Origin of the sequence: Flagellimonas algicola, from assembly GCF_005937185.1 — a bacterium.
In the GTDB taxonomy this organism is placed as follows: domain Bacteria; phylum Bacteroidota; class Bacteroidia; order Flavobacteriales; family Flavobacteriaceae; genus Flagellimonas; species Flagellimonas algicola.
This window is the reverse complement of the sequence record NZ_VCNI01000002.1, coordinates 121,843-138,819: the sequence shown is the minus strand read 5'-3', so window position 1 is coordinate 138,819 and position 16,977 is coordinate 121,843. Positions and strand designations below refer to the sequence as shown.

The 16,977-nt window shown below is 42.1% G+C and carries 15 protein-coding genes; 8 read left to right on the top strand and 7 right to left on the bottom strand.

The genetic code is table 11. From position 1 onward, the window contains the following. Nucleotides 1–72 precede the first annotated feature (72 nt). Nucleotides 73–894: a universal stress protein gene (locus FGG15_RS09525; RefSeq protein ID WP_138835654.1), complete on the bottom strand. Its 822-nt coding sequence runs from the start codon at nucleotides 892–894 to the stop codon at nucleotides 73–75. Between the two features lie 18 nt (nucleotides 895–912). After that, the gene (gene hemN, locus FGG15_RS09520; RefSeq protein WP_138835652.1) at nucleotides 913–2,271 is read right to left on the bottom strand and encodes an oxygen-independent coproporphyrinogen III oxidase; all 1,359 of its coding nucleotides are present in this window, start codon (nucleotides 2,269–2,271) and stop codon (nucleotides 913–915) included. Between the two features lie 158 nt (nucleotides 2,272–2,429). On the opposite strand from hemN, the gene FGG15_RS09515 reads away from it, so the two are divergent. After that, complete coding sequence (locus FGG15_RS09515; protein WP_138835650.1) at nucleotides 2,430–4,277, top strand: glutamate-cysteine ligase family protein; 1,848 nt, start codon at nucleotides 2,430–2,432, stop codon at nucleotides 4,275–4,277. A 2-nt stretch (nucleotides 4,278–4,279) separates the two neighbouring features. Next, entirely contained in the window at nucleotides 4,280–5,476 is a 1,197-nt protein-coding gene (locus FGG15_RS09510; protein ID WP_138835648.1) for a succinylglutamate desuccinylase/aspartoacylase family protein, read from the top strand. Between the two features lie 42 nt (nucleotides 5,477–5,518). On the opposite strand, the gene FGG15_RS09505 is transcribed toward FGG15_RS09510, so the two are convergent. Continuing rightward, nucleotides 5,519–6,244, bottom strand: coding sequence for an energy transducer TonB (locus FGG15_RS09505; protein WP_138835646.1), 726 nt, complete (start codon nucleotides 6,242–6,244; stop codon nucleotides 5,519–5,521). Nucleotides 6,245–6,350: 106 nt separating this feature from the next. Then, a complete protein-coding gene (locus tag FGG15_RS09500) occupies nucleotides 6,351–7,049 on the bottom strand; it encodes a DUF2490 domain-containing protein (protein WP_138835644.1) in 699 nt (232 codons plus the stop codon). 253 nt (nucleotides 7,050–7,302) lie between these two features. On the opposite strand from FGG15_RS09500, the gene FGG15_RS09495 reads away from it, so the two are divergent. The 6 genes from FGG15_RS09495 to FGG15_RS09470 all read left to right on the top strand — a co-directional run bounded on the left by FGG15_RS09495 (nucleotide 7,303) and on the right by FGG15_RS09470 (nucleotide 14,037). Continuing rightward, complete coding sequence (locus tag FGG15_RS09495) at nucleotides 7,303–8,091, top strand: universal stress protein (protein WP_138835643.1); 789 nt, start codon at nucleotides 7,303–7,305, stop codon at nucleotides 8,089–8,091. Between the two features lie 22 nt (nucleotides 8,092–8,113). Continuing rightward, the gene (locus FGG15_RS09490; protein WP_138835641.1) at nucleotides 8,114–9,949 is read left to right on the top strand and encodes an SLC13 family permease; all 1,836 of its coding nucleotides are present in this window, start codon (nucleotides 8,114–8,116) and stop codon (nucleotides 9,947–9,949) included. Between the two features lie 16 nt (nucleotides 9,950–9,965). After that, the gene (pckA, locus tag FGG15_RS09485; RefSeq protein ID WP_138835639.1) at nucleotides 9,966–11,594 is read left to right on the top strand and encodes a phosphoenolpyruvate carboxykinase (ATP); all 1,629 of its coding nucleotides are present in this window, start codon (nucleotides 9,966–9,968) and stop codon (nucleotides 11,592–11,594) included. Nucleotides 11,595–11,606: 12 nt separating this feature from the next. Continuing rightward, the gene (locus FGG15_RS09480) at nucleotides 11,607–12,923 is read left to right on the top strand and encodes an ATP-dependent 6-phosphofructokinase (RefSeq protein ID WP_138835637.1); all 1,317 of its coding nucleotides are present in this window, start codon (nucleotides 11,607–11,609) and stop codon (nucleotides 12,921–12,923) included. A 140-nt stretch (nucleotides 12,924–13,063) separates the two neighbouring features. After that, nucleotides 13,064–13,363 (top strand): HPF/RaiA family ribosome-associated protein, encoded by a 300-nt coding sequence (locus FGG15_RS09475; protein ID WP_138835635.1) that lies wholly within the window; start codon nucleotides 13,064–13,066, stop codon nucleotides 13,361–13,363. A 47-nt stretch (nucleotides 13,364–13,410) separates the two neighbouring features. Then, nucleotides 13,411–14,037 (top strand): hypothetical protein, encoded by a 627-nt coding sequence (locus FGG15_RS09470; protein ID WP_138835634.1) that lies wholly within the window; start codon nucleotides 13,411–13,413, stop codon nucleotides 14,035–14,037. Nucleotides 14,038–14,088: 51 nt separating this feature from the next. On the opposite strand, the gene FGG15_RS20370 is transcribed toward FGG15_RS09470, so the two are convergent. The 3 genes from FGG15_RS20370 to FGG15_RS09460 all read right to left on the bottom strand — a co-directional run bounded on the left by FGG15_RS20370 (nucleotide 14,089) and on the right by FGG15_RS09460 (nucleotide 16,962). Further along, nucleotides 14,089–14,220, bottom strand: coding sequence for a hypothetical protein (locus tag FGG15_RS20370; RefSeq protein ID WP_262710830.1), 132 nt, complete (start codon nucleotides 14,218–14,220; stop codon nucleotides 14,089–14,091). Nucleotides 14,221–14,332: 112 nt separating this feature from the next. Next, a complete protein-coding gene (locus tag FGG15_RS09465; RefSeq protein WP_138835632.1) occupies nucleotides 14,333–15,682 on the bottom strand; it encodes a sugar porter family MFS transporter in 1,350 nt (449 codons plus the stop codon). Nucleotides 15,683–15,714: 32 nt separating this feature from the next. Then, a complete protein-coding gene (locus FGG15_RS09460) occupies nucleotides 15,715–16,962 on the bottom strand; it encodes a 3-deoxy-D-manno-octulosonic acid transferase (protein WP_313790986.1) in 1,248 nt (415 codons plus the stop codon). Nucleotides 16,963–16,977: the final 15 nt, after the last annotated feature.

Below are 16,977 nucleotides of genomic sequence, written 5' to 3'. Positions count from 1 at the left end.
TACAGAATAAAAAAAGGGGAGTTAAAAACTCCCCTTTTTCCATCATGTAAAACCCAATCAAATACCAATCAATCAAATTTTAAAGGTTACAACAGCCGTATTGGAATGATTGGCAATATTTTCACCTATACTTCCCATAAAGAAGTGGGACAATCCTTTTCTACCATGGGTGGGTATACCAATTAAGTCAGCAGCTACTGACTCACTATAATTTAATACTCCTTTTTCTACGGTATAGTCATTGTAAATTTGAACCTCCAACCCAACTTTGGCGAGATTCAGGAATTTGGATATTCGGTTATAAGCATCTTCCGTACTCAAGAATTCATCACCAGGGGTATTGATATACACCGGATACAGTTGGGATTTTAAGAGTTTGGCCATTTCTATTGCTTTTTGGAGGGCAGGAACACTTTCCTCCTTAAAATCGCAGGCAAAGACAAATCGTTCGGGCCTAAATTTTTCAATATCCCCTTTTATGACCAAGACGGGTATATCTGAAGTTCTGACTACGCGTTCGGTATTGGAACCAAAAAAGATTTCTTGCAAACCATCCGTTCCATGTGATCCCATAACTATAAGCTCAGCATTGTGCTTCTCTGCAACATCACTTATCTCACTAAATACCTTGTAATGCTTAATTATGGGTATGATGTTGACGCCTTTTAAATAAGGCTTATCCAAAAAGTCATTAAAGCGCTTTTCACCAATTTTGATCAGATGAACAATTTGTTCTTGGGACACATATCCAGAATCGGCCATGATAGCTGGTGAGAGTTCCAACATGTGGAGTACCAAAAGTTCCGATCCATGTGTTTTGGCAAGACCGGCCGCTACTTTTAGAGCTTGTTCGCTTTGCTTCGAAAAATCTACAGGTAAAATAATACTTTTCATCTGATTTAATTTTAATGGTTAAACGGTCATGGAAAACAGTCGGGTCTCTGGCTTTTTGCGATGTAGTTTTAAGTCAAAGGCCATGCTGATATTCCGAATAAATGGTCTTCCTTTAGGAGTTACTTTTATCTGGTTGGCGCCAATATCCACCAATCCATCCAACTCCAATTCGGTAAGGTTCTCAATGATTCTTTCAAAATCTATGGTTTGTGTTTCTCCCATTTCCCATGTAGTCTCAAACTGGCACATGAGATTTAGGATATGTCTTCGTATAATTTCATCTTCCTCGTTCAACACATGGCCTCTGAAAATGGGAATTACCCCATGAGATACCAGGTGTTGGTATTCTTCAATGCTTTTTACGTTTTGGGCAAATCCATACCAGCTATCACTAATACTCGAAACCCCCAGCCCAATCATAAGTTGGGTTTTGGAGGGAGTGTAGCCCATAAAGTTTCTATGGAGTGTTCCATTTTCCAATGCGTGGTACAAACTATCCGTAGGCAAGGCAAAGTGATCCATTCCCACATCTTTATATCCGAATTCGGTCAACATATTTTTTCCAAGCTCGTACTGCTGTTTTTTTACGTCTGAAGTTGGCAGGTCAGTTTCCTTGTATCCGCGTTGTCCGTTGCCCTTCATCCAAGGAACATGGGCATAACTATAGAAAGCAATACGGTCTGGTTTCAGCGCATTGGTCATGGTAACTGTCTGTCTTACATCCTTAAGCGATTGAAAAGGCAGGCCATAGATAATATCATGTCCAACTGACGTGTATCCAATTTCTCGGGCCCATTCGGTAACCTTCTTCACATTCTCAAAGGGTTGAATCCGGTTGATGGCTTTTTGCACAGTTAAATTGTAGTCTTGCACACCTAAACAGACTCTTCTAAACCCCACATCAAAAAGAGCCTGTAAGTGTGCTTTGGTTGTATTATTTGGATGTCCTTCAAAACTAAATTCTGGATGTGCTGCTTTGCTTCCCAATCTCAGGATTCCCTTGACCAACATTTTTAAGTGTTCCGGGGAGAAAAAAGTTGGGGTGCCTCCACCCAGATGAATTTCTTTGATGATAGGCCTGGAACCTAAAATATCACAGTATAATTGCCATTCCTTAAGAACCGATTGTATGTACGGAAGTTCTACTTCATGTCTTTTTGTTATCCGTTTGTGGCAACCACAAAAGGTACACATGCTTTCACAATAAGGAAGGTGGATATATAGACTAATACCCTCATTTTCTGATTCTTTATACGCCCTCAGAACGCTATTTTTCCATTGCTTTCCGGAGAAGGTTTCGATGTCCCAGTAGGGTACCGTTGGATAGCTTGTATATCGCGGGCCAGGGACATTATATTTTTGGACTAGATGACACATAGGGGTTTACTATTTATAGTTCAAAATTACCCCTGGGCATGCTCAAAAAACATGATAAATATCAGTAAGGAACCAAATTGGACTGACAAGTATCATGTTTTAACAGTAGCTGGGATTGTAGTTTTATACCCTACGGATCAAAGACATTTTATTGTAAAATGGGTGAACATATTCCGGATAGCAAGTTTGATCAAGAAGAGCGCAAAGCTTTTGTGCAGCATCTGCTGGATGACCTTAAAGCCTTGGAGCAAATCTTGGGCAATAATCTTATAGAGAGTGATGTGGTCCGTATTGGGGCTGAACAAGAGTTGTGTTTGGTAGATGAAGATTACAGGCCTTCAGGGGAGTCCATTCAACTTTTGGATGCCATCAATGATGATCATTTTACAACAGAACTCGCGAATTACAATTTGGAGATCAATCTAGATCCTTTTGAACTTAAAGACGATTGCTTCTCCAAAGTGGAGTCCCAATTGACCAATATGTTGGATAAAGCGAAATCCAAAGCAGAGAAACTGGGAATCAAGATCATCTTAACCGGTATTTTGCCCACCATCAGTAAAAATGAATTGGGGATAGATTTCATGACCCCAATTCCCAGATATCATAAATTGAACGAGGTGCTTACCCAATGCAGGGGTGATCATTTTGCGTTAAAAATCAGGGGCGTTGATGAGCTGACCTTACGTCATGATTCTGTGTTGTTTGAGGCTTGCAATACCAGTTTTCAACTGCATCTTCAGATTCCCCAGAAAGATTTTATTCCAAGCTATAATTGGGCTCAGGCCATCGCAGGGCCTGTACTGGGGGTGTGCAGTAATTCTCCTTTATTGATGGGGAGGGAGTTGTGGAAAGAAACCAGAATTGCCTTGTTCCAGCAAAGTTTGGATACCCGAAAATGGTCCTACGCTCTAAAAGAGCAAGTGGCCAGAGTGGGTTTTGGCAACCATTGGCAAAAGGAATCTGTGGCCGAGATTTTTAAGGAAGATATCTCTACCCACCGAATTCTATTGACCAAACCCATCAACCAAAACTCTTTGGAGCTTCTGGAAAATGGGGCGATTCCAAAACTTGAAGCCCTAAATCTTTTTAATGGGACGGTGTATCGTTGGAACAGACCGTGCTATGGTGTAGGCAATGGGAAACCCCATTTAAGGATTGAGAACAGATATATCCCTTCAGGCCCTTCAGTTATGGATGAGATGGCCAATTTTGCCTTTTGGGTAGGACTAATGGTGGGCAGGCCAAAGAAATATGACGACATGTCCGCAATCATGGACTTTAAGGAGGCCAAACACAACTTTATTAAATCTGCCATAACCGGTAGACAAACTGTGTTCTCCTGGTTGGGAAAAACGGTGACCTTAAAAAAATTGATTTTTAAGGAGTTTCTTCCGATCGCTAGAAAAGGCTTAATGGATTATGGGGTGGATTCCAAGGATGTGGAACGCTTGCTTGGGGTAATAGAAAATCGCACAAAAACGGGAACCGGAGCGGAATGGCAAGTGGAGAATTTTAGGAGATTGCGAAAGGAGATGAAGTTGGATTCGGTTTTGGTCAAGTTGACCGAGGCGATTCATGAAAATCAAAAGAAAAACATCCCCGTTCATGAATGGGGTATGATCAATGAGAAGCAATCGGCCACAGAGCCCTATCTCTGGGTAGGGCAGATCATGTCTACTCGGCTTATCAAACTTTATGAGAATGATTACGCCAATCTAGCCGTATCCATAATGCAGTGGAACAATATTCATCACATTCCTGTGGAGAACAGTCACGGGGAACTTTCGGGGCTTTTGACCTGGAGCCATATTGCCGAGTTGGAACACCATAAGGAGGAAAATAATGCCCTTGTTTCGGATTTTATGATACATAAAGTGGTCACGGTGCAGCCACGGACCAAAATAGAAACTGCCAAAAAACTTATGGAGGAATATCAAATAGGATGCTTGCCTGTTTGCGTGGGCTCCCATCTCGTAGGAATCATAAGCAAGGTTGATTTATAGCTATGGCAAAAGTATATAGCAATGCTCTACAGGAAACCTTGGAAGTTGATCGCATCATCGGACATTTAAAAGGGGATGAAGATGGCCCCACTTTGGTTTTTTTTGCCGGCATCCATGGCAATGAACCTGCGGGAGTTTTTGCCTTAAAGCATGTAATCCGTGAACTGAAACTTCGTCAGGCACCAATACAGGGACAACTCTACGCCATTGCTGGTAATCTGCAAGCCTTGGAGCAAAAGGCACGTTTTATGGAAAAGGATCTAAACCGGATTTGGACAGTGGAAAACCTACAGCAAACGCTTCAAAATGATGATGGGATTTCCAAGGATGAACAGGAAATGCGGGAACTTCATGAACTGTTGCGAGCAATTCTCGAGCAAAATCAACCGCCTTTTTATTTTATTGATTTGCATACCACTTCCGGTGATACCTCGCCTTTTATGGTTTTAAATGATAGTTTGCTCAACCGAAAATTAGCGTCCCAATATCCCTTACCTACAATTTTGGGAATAGAGGAGTATTTGGTGGGGGCTTTGTTAAGCTATATCAATGAGTTGGGTTATGTATCCCTTGGCTATGAAAGTGGTCAACATGATGATGTTGTATCGATCAGGAACTGTACGCATTTTATCCACTATACTTTAGGTATTACCGAGCTGGTTGCATATTCCCCAGCCGAGGTGGCAAAATTGAGGATGGAGATAGCCAACTCCAGTGTGGTCTCAAGCAAGTTTTATGAGATTTATTACCAGCACGAAATCCAAAACAGGGGTCAATTTGAGATGCGGCCTGGGTTCAAGAATTTCCAAAAAATTCCTAGAGGTACGGCTATAGCTATGGACAATGGTAACGATATCATGACCCAGAGGAAACGACAGATTTTCATGCCTTTATACCAAAAGTTGGGCAATGAGGGATTTTATTATATAAAGTCCATTCCTCTGGTGCTGTTATGGATTTCCAAGGGATTGAGAAGGTATAAAATGGACCACTTGCTGGTTTGGCTCCCTGGAATCCAATGGAGTTCAGGGCAAAAAGATGGCCTGTTGGTGGATCAGCGTATTGCCAAGTTTTTGGCCAAATCCTTTTTCCATTTATTGGGGTATCGGACCCGTCAATTGGATAGGACACATTTGGTGGTGAAAAGTAGGGAAATGGCTTCTAGAAATTTGGAGTATAAAAGTTCTGGATGGTACTAAAAAAAACTCCTGTTTAAAACAGGAGTTTTTCAAGTTAGGTGTCTATAGCATTTTAAAGGTAATTGGAATAGCGTAGGTAACCTTGGTGGGCTTACCTCTTTGTATACCAGGCTTAACCTGTGGGAGGGCAGATATAATCCTAACGGCCTCCTGTTCCAATAACCTGTCTGGCCCCCGTTGCTTTATATGGGCAACCCGACCGTTGGAATCAATCACGAACTGCACAAATACTTTCCCGGTTATTCCCATTTCGAGCGCTGTCTTTGGGTATTGGAAGGTATTTCTAACATGCTCTTGTACCTTTTGGTTAAAACACGCTTTACGCTCTTCCTCAGTGCTTAAATTTTCGCAACCCGGAAAAACTGGTACGTGTTCTATCAATGCAAATGGGATAATTTCTTCTTCTTCTACTTCACCAACATTCACATCGTCAATGGCTATGACCACATCCTCAATATAGGCATCCTGGTTGCTCTCGGTACTTTCAATCAGGGTTTCCTCAATGTCTTCAACGTCTTCCACAATTTCAATCACATCAGGAGCTGATGGTGGAGGGGGTGGCGTTGTCGTACGAACCATTTCGGTAATGGGGACATCTTCTTTAAGATCGTCCATCACTTGAACCACTTCCGAAACGTTCGTTTCCTTGTCGTAGGTCTTGACCTCTAGAGATTGCCATGTTACAAACAAAACCGAGGTCAAACCTATCATAAAATAAAGGCTGCTATTGCGGCCAATATCTGCATTAGGGCTCTTTTTAGGTTTCATGACTTAACGTATTTAACTGAAATAAAATTAGACAGCTACTTTGTCAAAAAACATGATAATAGTCATGATAATTATAAATATGATAATTGAATAGGGGTATTCTTGGTTATTTTTCAATTTCAGCCGAATCTTGACTAGTAAAATCCGTGGTGAAAGTAATCCCCATGAGAATGGCGTTATGGTGTGAAACCTGAAAGTGGTTTTTCAAATAGCCTAATTCAATCTTCAAATCTGGGGATAACTCCCTACCTATACCGACATAGAATCTATTTTGGTTAAAAAAGACTCCATCCAGATTTACAAAAACTTCGTTGTTCGATTTTACAAAGGTCTTCCCATATATAGGTCTTTGGAACTGTAACCGATAACGAAACCGATTATTAAAATGCGTTTGGCCAGAATTATGGATCCAACGGTTTTCAAGTCTCCACCGATGTGACAAGGAATTCAGATTGAATTTATTCTTCCAAGTAAATTCCTCGTATGTCCAGTATTGGAAGGTCAAGGATGTTTCACCAGAATCCAAATACGATTTGGAATTAACGTAGGCTATACCTCCGGTAAGGATGACGGAATTGCTCAAGTGATAAGAAACACCTGTCCTAACAAAAGAGAAATCGTAAACTTCAAATGGCTCGTGATGCCTTAAAATTCCCGCCAGGGGAATGCTCCATTTCTCGTCAATTTTATTGGTCCCCGAAAACTCCAGCCAAGAGCCCGAACCATGCTCATCAAAAGTTTGGGAGCTAAGCACACTTTGCAAAAGAATACAAGAAAGGAGGAATAAAAGGCGGATAAACCTCATGGAGTTAGCTTAGGAGATTGTAATGCAAAGGTTGGTTTTTAAACATGCCCAAAATATGATACTTGTCAGGTACACTTGCAGTTTTGTCCTAAGGTTAAATCCTTTGCCAATAACAGAATGCTTTGATTACCTGGTACATTTTAAACAAACTAGCTGGTGAATAAAACACCAAACCTGATTTCTATCATGTTTTAGATGAATGTCCGGTTCTAATTTTGAATCAAAGATTTTAAGTCATCTAAATTTTATAGGTATGAGCATTCAGAAAATTTTAATCCCGTTTGATTTCTCAGAGGCTTCCATAAATGCATTGGAATATGCCACCGTTTTTGTTGGGCCAACGCGTAGTATAGAACTTCAGGCCCTTTATGTTTCGGCTATGCCGATAACCGAAGGTCAGGAGAAAACCCTGAAATTGGATTTTGGGAAGGTTGTACAATCCTTCAATGCCAAGATCAAAACACCACCCACCTTTAATACTGTTACTGGTAATCTCATTGAATCCATTTTGGAGTGGAATAATACCAATGGCTCTGATCTGATATTGATGGGAACCATGGGGGACAAGGTTACGGATGAGGCCATAACCAACACCTCACGTCTGGTTCTGGAGGCCAATTGCCCTGTAATCTCCATTCCCTTTGGAACTCCGATCAAAGAGCCAAAGGATATTGCGCTGGTGATGGGTCGCGAAGAAATTGATGATAAGGAAGTATTAAAGACCCTATTGGATGTAGCAAGGACCTTTGACGCTAGAGTGCATGCCTTGACCATTTACAGGGAATCGGTTTATGCCGAAGAGTCCATCGTAGACAGCACAGAGAACCTTTTGGAGTATTATTTGGAACATTTTTATGAGGAACACGCCTTTAGTAAAAATCAGGATGTGGAAGAGGGCATTTTGGAATATATAAACAAAAAGAACATTGATCTTTTGGCTATTCTGCCTAGAAACCATACCCAAATGAGTAGCCCATCTGAAGGGAGATTAACAAAATTGTTGACCCTTCACTCCGAGATTCCTGTTTTGACCTTGGATTGATGATTGTCCCAAAATAGAAGCGATGATCACACTATTGGTAGTATTAGGTATTACGATCATTCTGTTTGTTTGGGGAAAGTTTCCACCGGATGTGGTGGCTTTAATGTCCATGCTGTCCCTGTATTTGTTGGGAATCCTGGACATACAAGAAACCTTGTCCGGGTTCAGCAATTCAACAGTGATCATGATTGCGGCCTTGTTCATTATTGGAGAAGGACTTTCAAGAACGGGATGGACAGCCGTGGCCGGACAGCGATTTGTAAAATGGGCCAAGAGCAGCGTCCCCAAACTGCTGGTCATTGTGACCTTGGGATCCAGTTTACTGTCCGGATTTGTAAGTAATACAGGAACTGTAGCGGCCTTGCTGCCGGTAACGGTAACCGCAGCCTGGAATGCAGGAACACTGCCATCCAAATTATTGATGCCAGTGGCATTTGGCTCCAATACGGGAGGCTTGCTAACCCTAACTGGGACGCCTCCAAATATTATTGCCAGCAATGCTCTGGTGGAAAACGGATTGGAAGGATTTTCATTTTTTGAGTTTGGATTGATCGGCCTTCCGCTGCTTTTGATATCCATTCTCTATTTCAGATATGTGGGCTACAGATTGTTGCCCAGTCATAGAACCAAGAATAGACCTATGGCATTGGATGAGGAAATGCATAAATGGATTGAGAACTACAGTATTGGGGATAACCTATACCGACTGCGTATTAGGTCCATGTCTCCCTTGATCAACTCCAAGGTTGGGGATTGGGATTTTGAAGAAGCCCATAATGTCTCCCTCATGCGATTAAAACGTAGGCATCCCCATCCGCTTCAAAGTATACATCAATTTGTGGAATTACCAGACCCCCAGACCGAGATGAGGTACCACGATATCATCACGGTGAAGGGAGAAGCCGAGGATGTGGACAAGTTGGTACTGAAATTTAGTTTGGGGGTAATTCCATGGAAACCTGAAAAAGATTTGCTTAAAAAGGAACTGATCAACCAAGAAGTTGGGATGGCCGAGATGATCATCACCCCTAAATCTGTTTTTGTGGGCAAGACCCTCCCGCTCGGGCATTATCTAAGTCAAGCAGGGGTTCAACTCTTGGCGGCTTCCAGAAACAGCAGACCGCTAAGCGGAAAAATTAAAATTGAAGCTGGGGATGCTTTTGTGATTCGAGGACCCTGGGAAAATATGGAAGCTTTGACTTCCATGTATGAAAACTTGGTCATTTCGGGAAGTCCCGAGGCACTGTCCAAAAATGTGGATGTGATAACCCCCAAAAGTTATATCGCTTTGGGGACCCTGGTGTTGATGATTGCCCTTTTGGTATTTAAAATTTTGCCCGGTGCCATTGCAGCCCTTGCCTGTGCCGGAATTATGATGTTGACAGGCTGTGTACCCATAAGTAAGGCCTATAAAGGGATTAGTTGGACCAGCGTGGTAATGATTGCCGCAATGATTCCCATGGGACTGGCTTTGCAGAAAACAGGAGTGGCCCAAATGGCCGCAAATAGTTTGGTTGATTTGCTGGGGAGTATACACCCGACGGCACTATTGGCAGGCATATTTTTGTTGACCACAACCTTTAGCCAGACAATCAACAACTCGGCCACGGCCGTTTTGATGGCACCCATAGCCATAATGGCGTCAACCACCTTGGGGGTGTCTCCCAAGCCTTTTATGATCGCTGTGGCCATAAGCGCCTCAACGGCATTTTTAACTCCTGTGGGGACCACTACCAATGCAATGGTGCTGTCTTCTGGGGGATACAAGTTTACAGATTATATAAAAGTAGGAGGGCCACTGCTGCTCCTGTTCTTTATAGCAACACTAGTACTGGTTCCTTTGATATGGAACTTTTAACCTTAAAATAGAAATTATGGACGAAGTCATGGAAACAACCAAAGATTTAAGCAAATATGGCTTACAGAACGCTACGGCACATTGGAATTTAAGTGCTGAGACCTTACAAAAGATAACTGTGGAAAAAGGAATGGGTGTGGAGTCAGAAAATGGCACCCTGTCCATAAACACAGGAAAGTTTACCGGACGATCTCCAAAAGACCGTTTTTTGGTAAAAGATGATTACACTAAAGATAGGATTTGGTGGGGCCGAATCAATAAGCCCATTTCTCCTGAAAATTTTGACAAACTTTACGATGAGGTGGTGAACTACCTTTCCGATAAAGAAATCTATGTTCGGGATGGAGCGGTATGTGCCGATCCAAAATACCGCACCAACGTGCGTACCATTACAGAATTTCCTTGGTCCAATTACTTTATCAAGAACATGTTCTTGAGATTGAACGAAGCAGAATTGGAAGATTTTGAAGAGGACTGGCTTGTGCTATGTGCACCGGGCTATGAGTGTCCAAACCCAAAAGAGTTTGGAATCATTGCAGGAAACTTCTCTATTTTGAACTACACCAAAAAAATTGCCCTTGTTGGAGGTTCGGAGTATCCAGGAGAGATGAAGAAGGGTGTTTTTACAGCCTTGAATTTAATTCTTCCTGTGGATAAAAATGTGCTACCCATGCACTGTTCCGCCAATGTTGGAAAAGATGGGGATACGGCCATTTACTTTGGACTGTCTGGAACAGGTAAGACCACACTTTCCGCCGATCCAGACCGAAAATTGATCGGGGATGACGAGCATGGCTGGACAGAGGATAACACGATCTTCAATTTTGAAGGTGGCTGTTATGCGAAGGTCATCGATTTAACGGAGGAAAAAGAACCCGATATTTACAGGGCCATTCGACCAGGAGCACTTCTGGAAAATGTAGTTTTCAAAGAAGGAACCAAGGAAGTGGATTACTTTGATAGTAGCATTACCCAAAACACAAGGGTGAGTTATCCCATTGATCATATTGACAATATCCAGACTCCTTCCTATGCTGCCAATCCCAAGAACATATTCTTCTTGACATGTGATGCCTTTGGGGTATTGCCTCCAGTGTCCAAGTTGAGCCCTGGTCAGGCAGCATATCACTTTATTTCAGGTTACACCGCCAAGGTGGCTGGGACCGAGGCTGGTATCAATGAACCTGTACCCTCTTTCTCTGCTTGTTTTGGTGAACCGTTTATGCCTTTGCACCCAGCGGTTTATGCCGAAATGTTGAGCAAAAAAATGAAGGAAGCCGGGGTGAATGTTTGGTTGATAAACACCGGATGGAGTGGAGGTCCTTATGGTGTGGGTTCCCGAATCAAACTAAAATATACCCGAGCCATGATTTCTGCCATTTTGGAGGGAAAATTGGACGAAGTTGAGTTTGATGCCCATCCCGTTTTTGGGTTGCACATGCCTAAATATTGCCCTGGGGTTCCTACGGAAATATTGGATCCCATGAACACATGGTTGCAAAAAGGGGCTTATGTGAGCAAATCCATTCAGTTGGCGCATTCGTTTCATATTAACTTTGATAAATTTGCTAGTGAAGCATCAGAAGAAATCCTTAACGGAGGTCCCTTGATTGATTCGCACCATAGCTTGGATCATCATTTTTAATAAAAAAACAGTGTGAGCGAAACAAATAGATTTCAAATAGAACATCTTGGAGCGCCAAATTATAAATCTCCCCTGCAGTTAAGCACTGTCAGGGGAGATCATATCTTTAATTTTGTCAGCGAATCGGATCGGTTGGTCTTTGATATTTCCATGGACCAATACGCCCATTGCCTTTCTACTGGTGAGGAACCTAATTGTTTGGAAAAGGCGGGCCCGCGTCAAAATATCTTTTTTGACCCCAAGGAAACCACGGCGGCCATAGTTACTTGCGGAGGTCTCTGTCCGGGAATCAACAATGTGATACGTGGGGTGGTTATGGCCCTCCATTATTTCTACGGAATAAAACGCATCATGGGAGTGCCTTACGGGTATGAAGGCCTGAATCCCGAAATAGGCCACGGATTTGTAGAACTCACACCAGAAAAAGTCAAGGACATTCACCAGTTTGGTGGTACATTTCTTGGTTCTTCCAGGGGAGGACAGGATGTGTCCGTAATGGTGGATACCTTGGAGTCCAACAACATAAATATGCTATTTGCCATTGGAGGTGATGGCACCCTTAAAGGGGTGGACGCCATTGGCGAGGAAATCAAAAAAAGAGGTGCCAACATCAGCGTTGTAGGGATTCCAAAGACCATTGACAATGATATTGATTTGATCGACGAATCCTTCGGTTTTGAAACTGCTTTTGATGTGGCAAGTCCCATCATCAGGGACGCACATAATGAAGCTGCAGGAGCTTACAACGGCATCTCAATAGTTAAACTCATGGGGCGGGATAGCGGTTTTATTGCGGCATCCGCAGCTTTGGCCATGCCCGTTGTAAATTTTGTACTTATTCCAGAAATGGACTTTCAACTGGAAGGGGAATTGGGATTTTTAGGCGTATTACGGGAGCGCTTGGAAAGAAAAAAACATGCGGTCATTGTGGTGGCCGAAGGCGCCGGTCAGCAACTTTTTACCGATAAGAATAGGGTCAAAGATGCATCCGGGAACGTAAAGCATTCAGATATCGGGGTTTTTCTGAAGGAAAGAATCAAGGAGTATTTTACAGATATTCCGGTTACCATCAAGTACATTGACCCCAGTTACATCGTTAGAAGTGCTCCCGCCAATTCCAGCGATAGTGTGTACTGTAGTCGTTTGGCGTATCATGCAGTACACGGAGCCATGGCCGGGAAGACCAAGTTTGTGGCCTGCAAAGTGAACAACAAGTTTGTTTACATCCCAATTACAGAAGTCACCAAAAAACGAAAGAAAATAGATTTGGAAAGCGAATTTTGGTTTTCGGTTTTACAAAGTACAGGTCAACCTTTCCTCCTGAAATAGCCACATACAAAGACAAGCATCATACTTTACTGGTTTTTGGAAATGCAGATAGCAAATCTTACGCTATCAAATCCTGACAATTGTCATTTTTTCCAGATTATCCTGTAGCTAGCTTTATACTGATTTTAAAATTTAGCATTATGGTTGTCAACATTCAATATCAGAAAATGAAGTCCAGTGAATCCTTGAACAAATTATTGTTGAAGAAATTAGAACGTCTTGGGAAGAAGTATAGTTGGGTTATCAAAGCCAATGTACTGTTCAAGATGGAGCATGACAAAGCTGGGGAAGATAACATTTGTGAGATTGAATTGAGCGCTCCCGGCCCTAGATTGTTTGCCAAATCCAAATCACATGATTTTGAGAAATCCATGGCCGAGACCGTTGATGATTTAAAAAGACAGTTGGAAAAGAGACAAGGGGTCTTTATTAGACATTGACAGGTAATTCCTGAGGTACCGCAAAGTGAACCATTAAAATTAAGACGATGAAACCTAAATTGATTCTTTTATCATTAATCCTGATGACAGGATGTGCTTCCACCCAGTTGGTGGGAACCTGGAAGAATCCAGATATTGTCTTGTTTGATGCCTACAAAGTTCTAGTGGTCGGGATGAGTCAGGACGATGAAGTACGAATTGAGTTTGAGACCCAATTAACAAAAAAATTGGAGCAAACCGGAGTTGAAGCCATGCGCAGTATTGACCTTTTTGATGTGGAGTTTACTTCTTCTGAAAAATCGGAGGAAGAACTTTCCGAAGTAGAACAGCAATTGCTGGATAAGGGTTTTGATGCCATACTTTTCACCAAAGTTGTGGGAACGGAAAACAGACGGACCTTTAGGGAGCGTATGAACAAGTTCAATAACCTATATACTCGATTTAGTACGGATTATCTTGGACATCAGGATATGTATTATGACCCCGAATACTACGAGACCTTCAATTTGTACCATATTGAAACGGCTCTCTACTGTATCTGTGTGGATAAGGAACGCGAACTCATTTGGAAAGGGGACTTTGAGGTAACCGAACCCAGCAAGGTGAACAAAACCATTGACGCATACATCAGGCTAATGACCACCGCCATGCAAGAAGAGGATGTGATTTTTTAGGTGATTTCAAAAGCTTAATAATGCGGTAGACTAACCATCTGCCGCATTTTTTTATCCCAAAAGCCCCAAAAAGTCCAAAAGGATGCAAACAGGAATGGCTACCAAAATGATTACAAGGACAAATACCATAAGCCGTAAAAAGCCAACCAGCATTTTGTTGCCAAAAGAGATTTCATCAGTCATAGTAGTGTAATTTCCTTTCAATGTACGGAATTATTCACAGATGTTTTGCAAATCTCAGCGCTATATTCGACTAAATGTCAGCTTTTAAGCATGTGATGTACAATCCTTGGTATTATTTGGATTTGCCGCTCAACTTCCTGCCCAATTCCTCCAAGGATACGCCTTTGGTTTCTGGCATCTTAAAAATGACCCACAGGAGCTGCAATACCATCATAAAAGCAAAGAATAAGAAAATAGGCCAGGGATTATCCCGAAATATACCATTTTCCGCATCCAAAAATATGGGGGTAACGAGTGTTATCAAGGCTGCAAACACCCAATGGGTTCCTGTTCCCCAAGATTGGCCGTACGCTCGAACCTTATTGGGAAATATTTCAGAGATAAATACCCAAATTACGGCTCCTTGCCCCACTGCGTGTGACGCAATGAACATTAAAATGAAGGCCAACAGTACAGTTGAGTTTGCACCGCTGTAAAAACACCAACCTACCATGGCCAAGCTTATGATATAGCCAACCGATCCAATCTTCATTAGCTTTTTCCTACCCAGTTGGTCGATGAGTCGAATACCCAATAGGGTAAAAACCAAATTAATGACGCCGATGGATATGGAACTAAACAGGGATTCTTTGGAGGCCAATCCTGCTCTTTCTAAAATTTCGGGTGCATAATAGAGGATGAAATTGATTCCGGACAGCTGATTGAAAAAAGCAATTAGAAATGCGAGGGATAATTGTTTTTTGTATTTCCCAGAGAAGAGACTTTCCTTGGAGAACGTTTTGTCCAGCGCTTCCTTGATTTGCTTCAGTCTGGCTTGTGCCTGTTCTTTGGTAGTGATATATTCCAATGTTTTTAGCGCACCATTTTCATCTTGATGTTTGGACATGAGCCATCTAGGACTTTTAGGTACGGTAAGAACCATAAGGGTATAGGCCAAAGCCGGTATAGCTTCCACCCCTAGCATCCATCGCCAATCGTTGGCCCCGTCAAATCCCTTCAAGAAATAATTGGAGAAAAACGCAATGAGGATACCAAACACAATGTTGAATTGGTACATGGCTCCCAACTTCCCCCTGTTTTCTGCAGTCGATATTTCTGAAATGTAAATGGGAGCAGCCACCGAGGAAGCACCAACCCCAACTCCACCAATAAACCTGAAAAAGGAAAATAAATAGGGGTCATGCGCTACTGCTGAACCCAGGGCTGAAATAAAGTATAGAACGCCTATCCAGATCAACGTCTTTTTTCTTCCGAGTTTGTCACAAGGAATACCACCTAACAAGGAACCTAAAACTGTGCCCCATAAAGCCATGCTCATAATAAAGACACCATGAAAAATTGGAGAGGTATTCCAAAGTTCCTTGATTGGGAGATTGGCGCCTGAAATTACAACGGTATCAAAACCAAATAAAAAACCCGCTAGGGCAGCGGTAAGGGATATTCTAAATATGCGGCTGTTCATGATGGTTGGATTTTCCTAAAACTAGGAAAAAATTAAAGAATGGTTTCAATCAACCCCATAACCTTGGACGTGGCACCCACATTTTGTTTGATATATAAGGAATTGATTTCGCCAGTTTGCTTTCTATAACTTTCATCCAATACCAGTTGATCCAAAAGTGAATTGAATTCCAGCCCATTCTGTACTGCCCGAATACCTTTTTTATCAACCAAGTCCTCAGCTTCTTTGAATCCGTGATAATCTGGGCCAATAATTACGGGTATACCAAAAACAGCAGGTTCCAAGGTATTGTGCAGTCCGGTTGCAAAGGCACCTCCCACATAGGCTACATCCGCATAGCTGTAAATTTTGGTCAACAAACCAATGGTGTCAACAATGAGGACGTCATATATACTCAGGTTATCACCTGCCTTTATTTCAGAATAGCAAATCACCGCTTTGCTAAGGGACTCCCTGATTTTTTCGATATGGGCTGGCTTTATGGTATGTGGAGCCAATACAAATTTAACTTGCTGCGACGAGGCATTGATAAACGCGGACAATAGCTGCTCGTCCTCCGGCCAGGTACTTCCCGCAACTAAGCAAAGATGATCTTGCTTAAAGCCATCCATAAAATCCAATTGGTTATACTGTGCAAGTATTTCTGAGACGCGATCAAAACGCGTGTCTCCACTTACCATAACGTTTTGGTGGCCCAGGGATTCCAAGAGTAGTTTGGAATTTTCGTCCTGAACAAAAAAATGGGTAAATGCATTGAGGCTTTTTCGCATAAAACTGCCCCAAGGTTTAAAAAAGATTTGTCTTTTAGAGAAAATGGCAGAAACCAATAAGGTTGGAATATTTCTTTGCTTCAAATTACGTAGGTAGTTGGGCCAAATCTCATATTTGATAAAAATGGCGAGTTCGGGATTTAGACTATCCAAAAATTGTTTGGCGTTGGACAGTGTATCCATGGGTAGATACAGGATAAGATCTGCGAGATGGGAATCCTTTTTCACTTCATAACCAGAAGGGGAGAAAAAAGTGAGTACCAACTTATGCGAAGGATACGCCAATCGGATTTGTTTCAGGATAGGAACCCCTTGTTCATACTCACCCAAGGAAGCTACATGCATCCAAATCCATTTGTCATTGGTCTTGACTTGTGATTCAAGGATGCTTTTGGTTTTTTTTCGGCCCCTAACAAACAATTTCATTTTTGTGCTAAACAGGGCTACAAGATGCAGGCTCCACCAGGTCAGCCTTATCAATAGGTCGTAAATGAGGTGCAAGAGATTCATTTTCCGCTAAATTAC

Bases quoted from the DNA above. Each gene is read 5' to 3' on its own strand.
- FGG15_RS09525 (WP_138835654.1), bottom strand. From the start codon at position 894: ATGAAAAGTATTATTTTACCTGTAGATTTTTCGAAGCAAAGCGAACAA.
- hemN (WP_138835652.1), bottom strand. From the start codon at position 2,271: ATGTGTCATCTAGTCCAAAAATATAATGTCCCTGGCCCGCGATATACA.
- FGG15_RS09515 (WP_138835650.1), top strand. From the start codon at position 2,430: ATGGGTGAACATATTCCGGATAGCAAGTTTGATCAAGAAGAGCGCAAA.
- FGG15_RS09510 (WP_138835648.1), top strand. From the start codon at position 4,280: ATGGCAAAAGTATATAGCAATGCTCTACAGGAAACCTTGGAAGTTGAT.
- FGG15_RS09505 (WP_138835646.1), bottom strand. From the start codon at position 6,244: ATGAAACCTAAAAAGAGCCCTAATGCAGATATTGGCCGCAATAGCAGC.
- FGG15_RS09500 (WP_138835644.1), bottom strand. From the start codon at position 7,049: ATGAGGTTTATCCGCCTTTTATTCCTCCTTTCTTGTATTCTTTTGCAA.
- FGG15_RS09495 (WP_138835643.1), top strand. From the start codon at position 7,303: ATGAGCATTCAGAAAATTTTAATCCCGTTTGATTTCTCAGAGGCTTCC.
- FGG15_RS09490 (WP_138835641.1), top strand. From the start codon at position 8,114: ATGATCACACTATTGGTAGTATTAGGTATTACGATCATTCTGTTTGTT.
- pckA (WP_138835639.1), top strand. From the start codon at position 9,966: ATGGACGAAGTCATGGAAACAACCAAAGATTTAAGCAAATATGGCTTA.
- FGG15_RS09475 (WP_138835635.1), top strand. From the start codon at position 13,064: ATGGTTGTCAACATTCAATATCAGAAAATGAAGTCCAGTGAATCCTTG.
- FGG15_RS09470 (WP_138835634.1), top strand. From the start codon at position 13,411: ATGAAACCTAAATTGATTCTTTTATCATTAATCCTGATGACAGGATGT.
- FGG15_RS20370 (WP_262710830.1), bottom strand. From the start codon at position 14,220: ATGACTGATGAAATCTCTTTTGGCAACAAAATGCTGGTTGGCTTTTTA.
- FGG15_RS09465 (WP_138835632.1), bottom strand. From the start codon at position 15,682: ATGAACAGCCGCATATTTAGAATATCCCTTACCGCTGCCCTAGCGGGT.
- FGG15_RS09460 (WP_313790986.1), bottom strand. From the start codon at position 16,962: ATGAATCTCTTGCACCTCATTTACGACCTATTGATAAGGCTGACCTGG.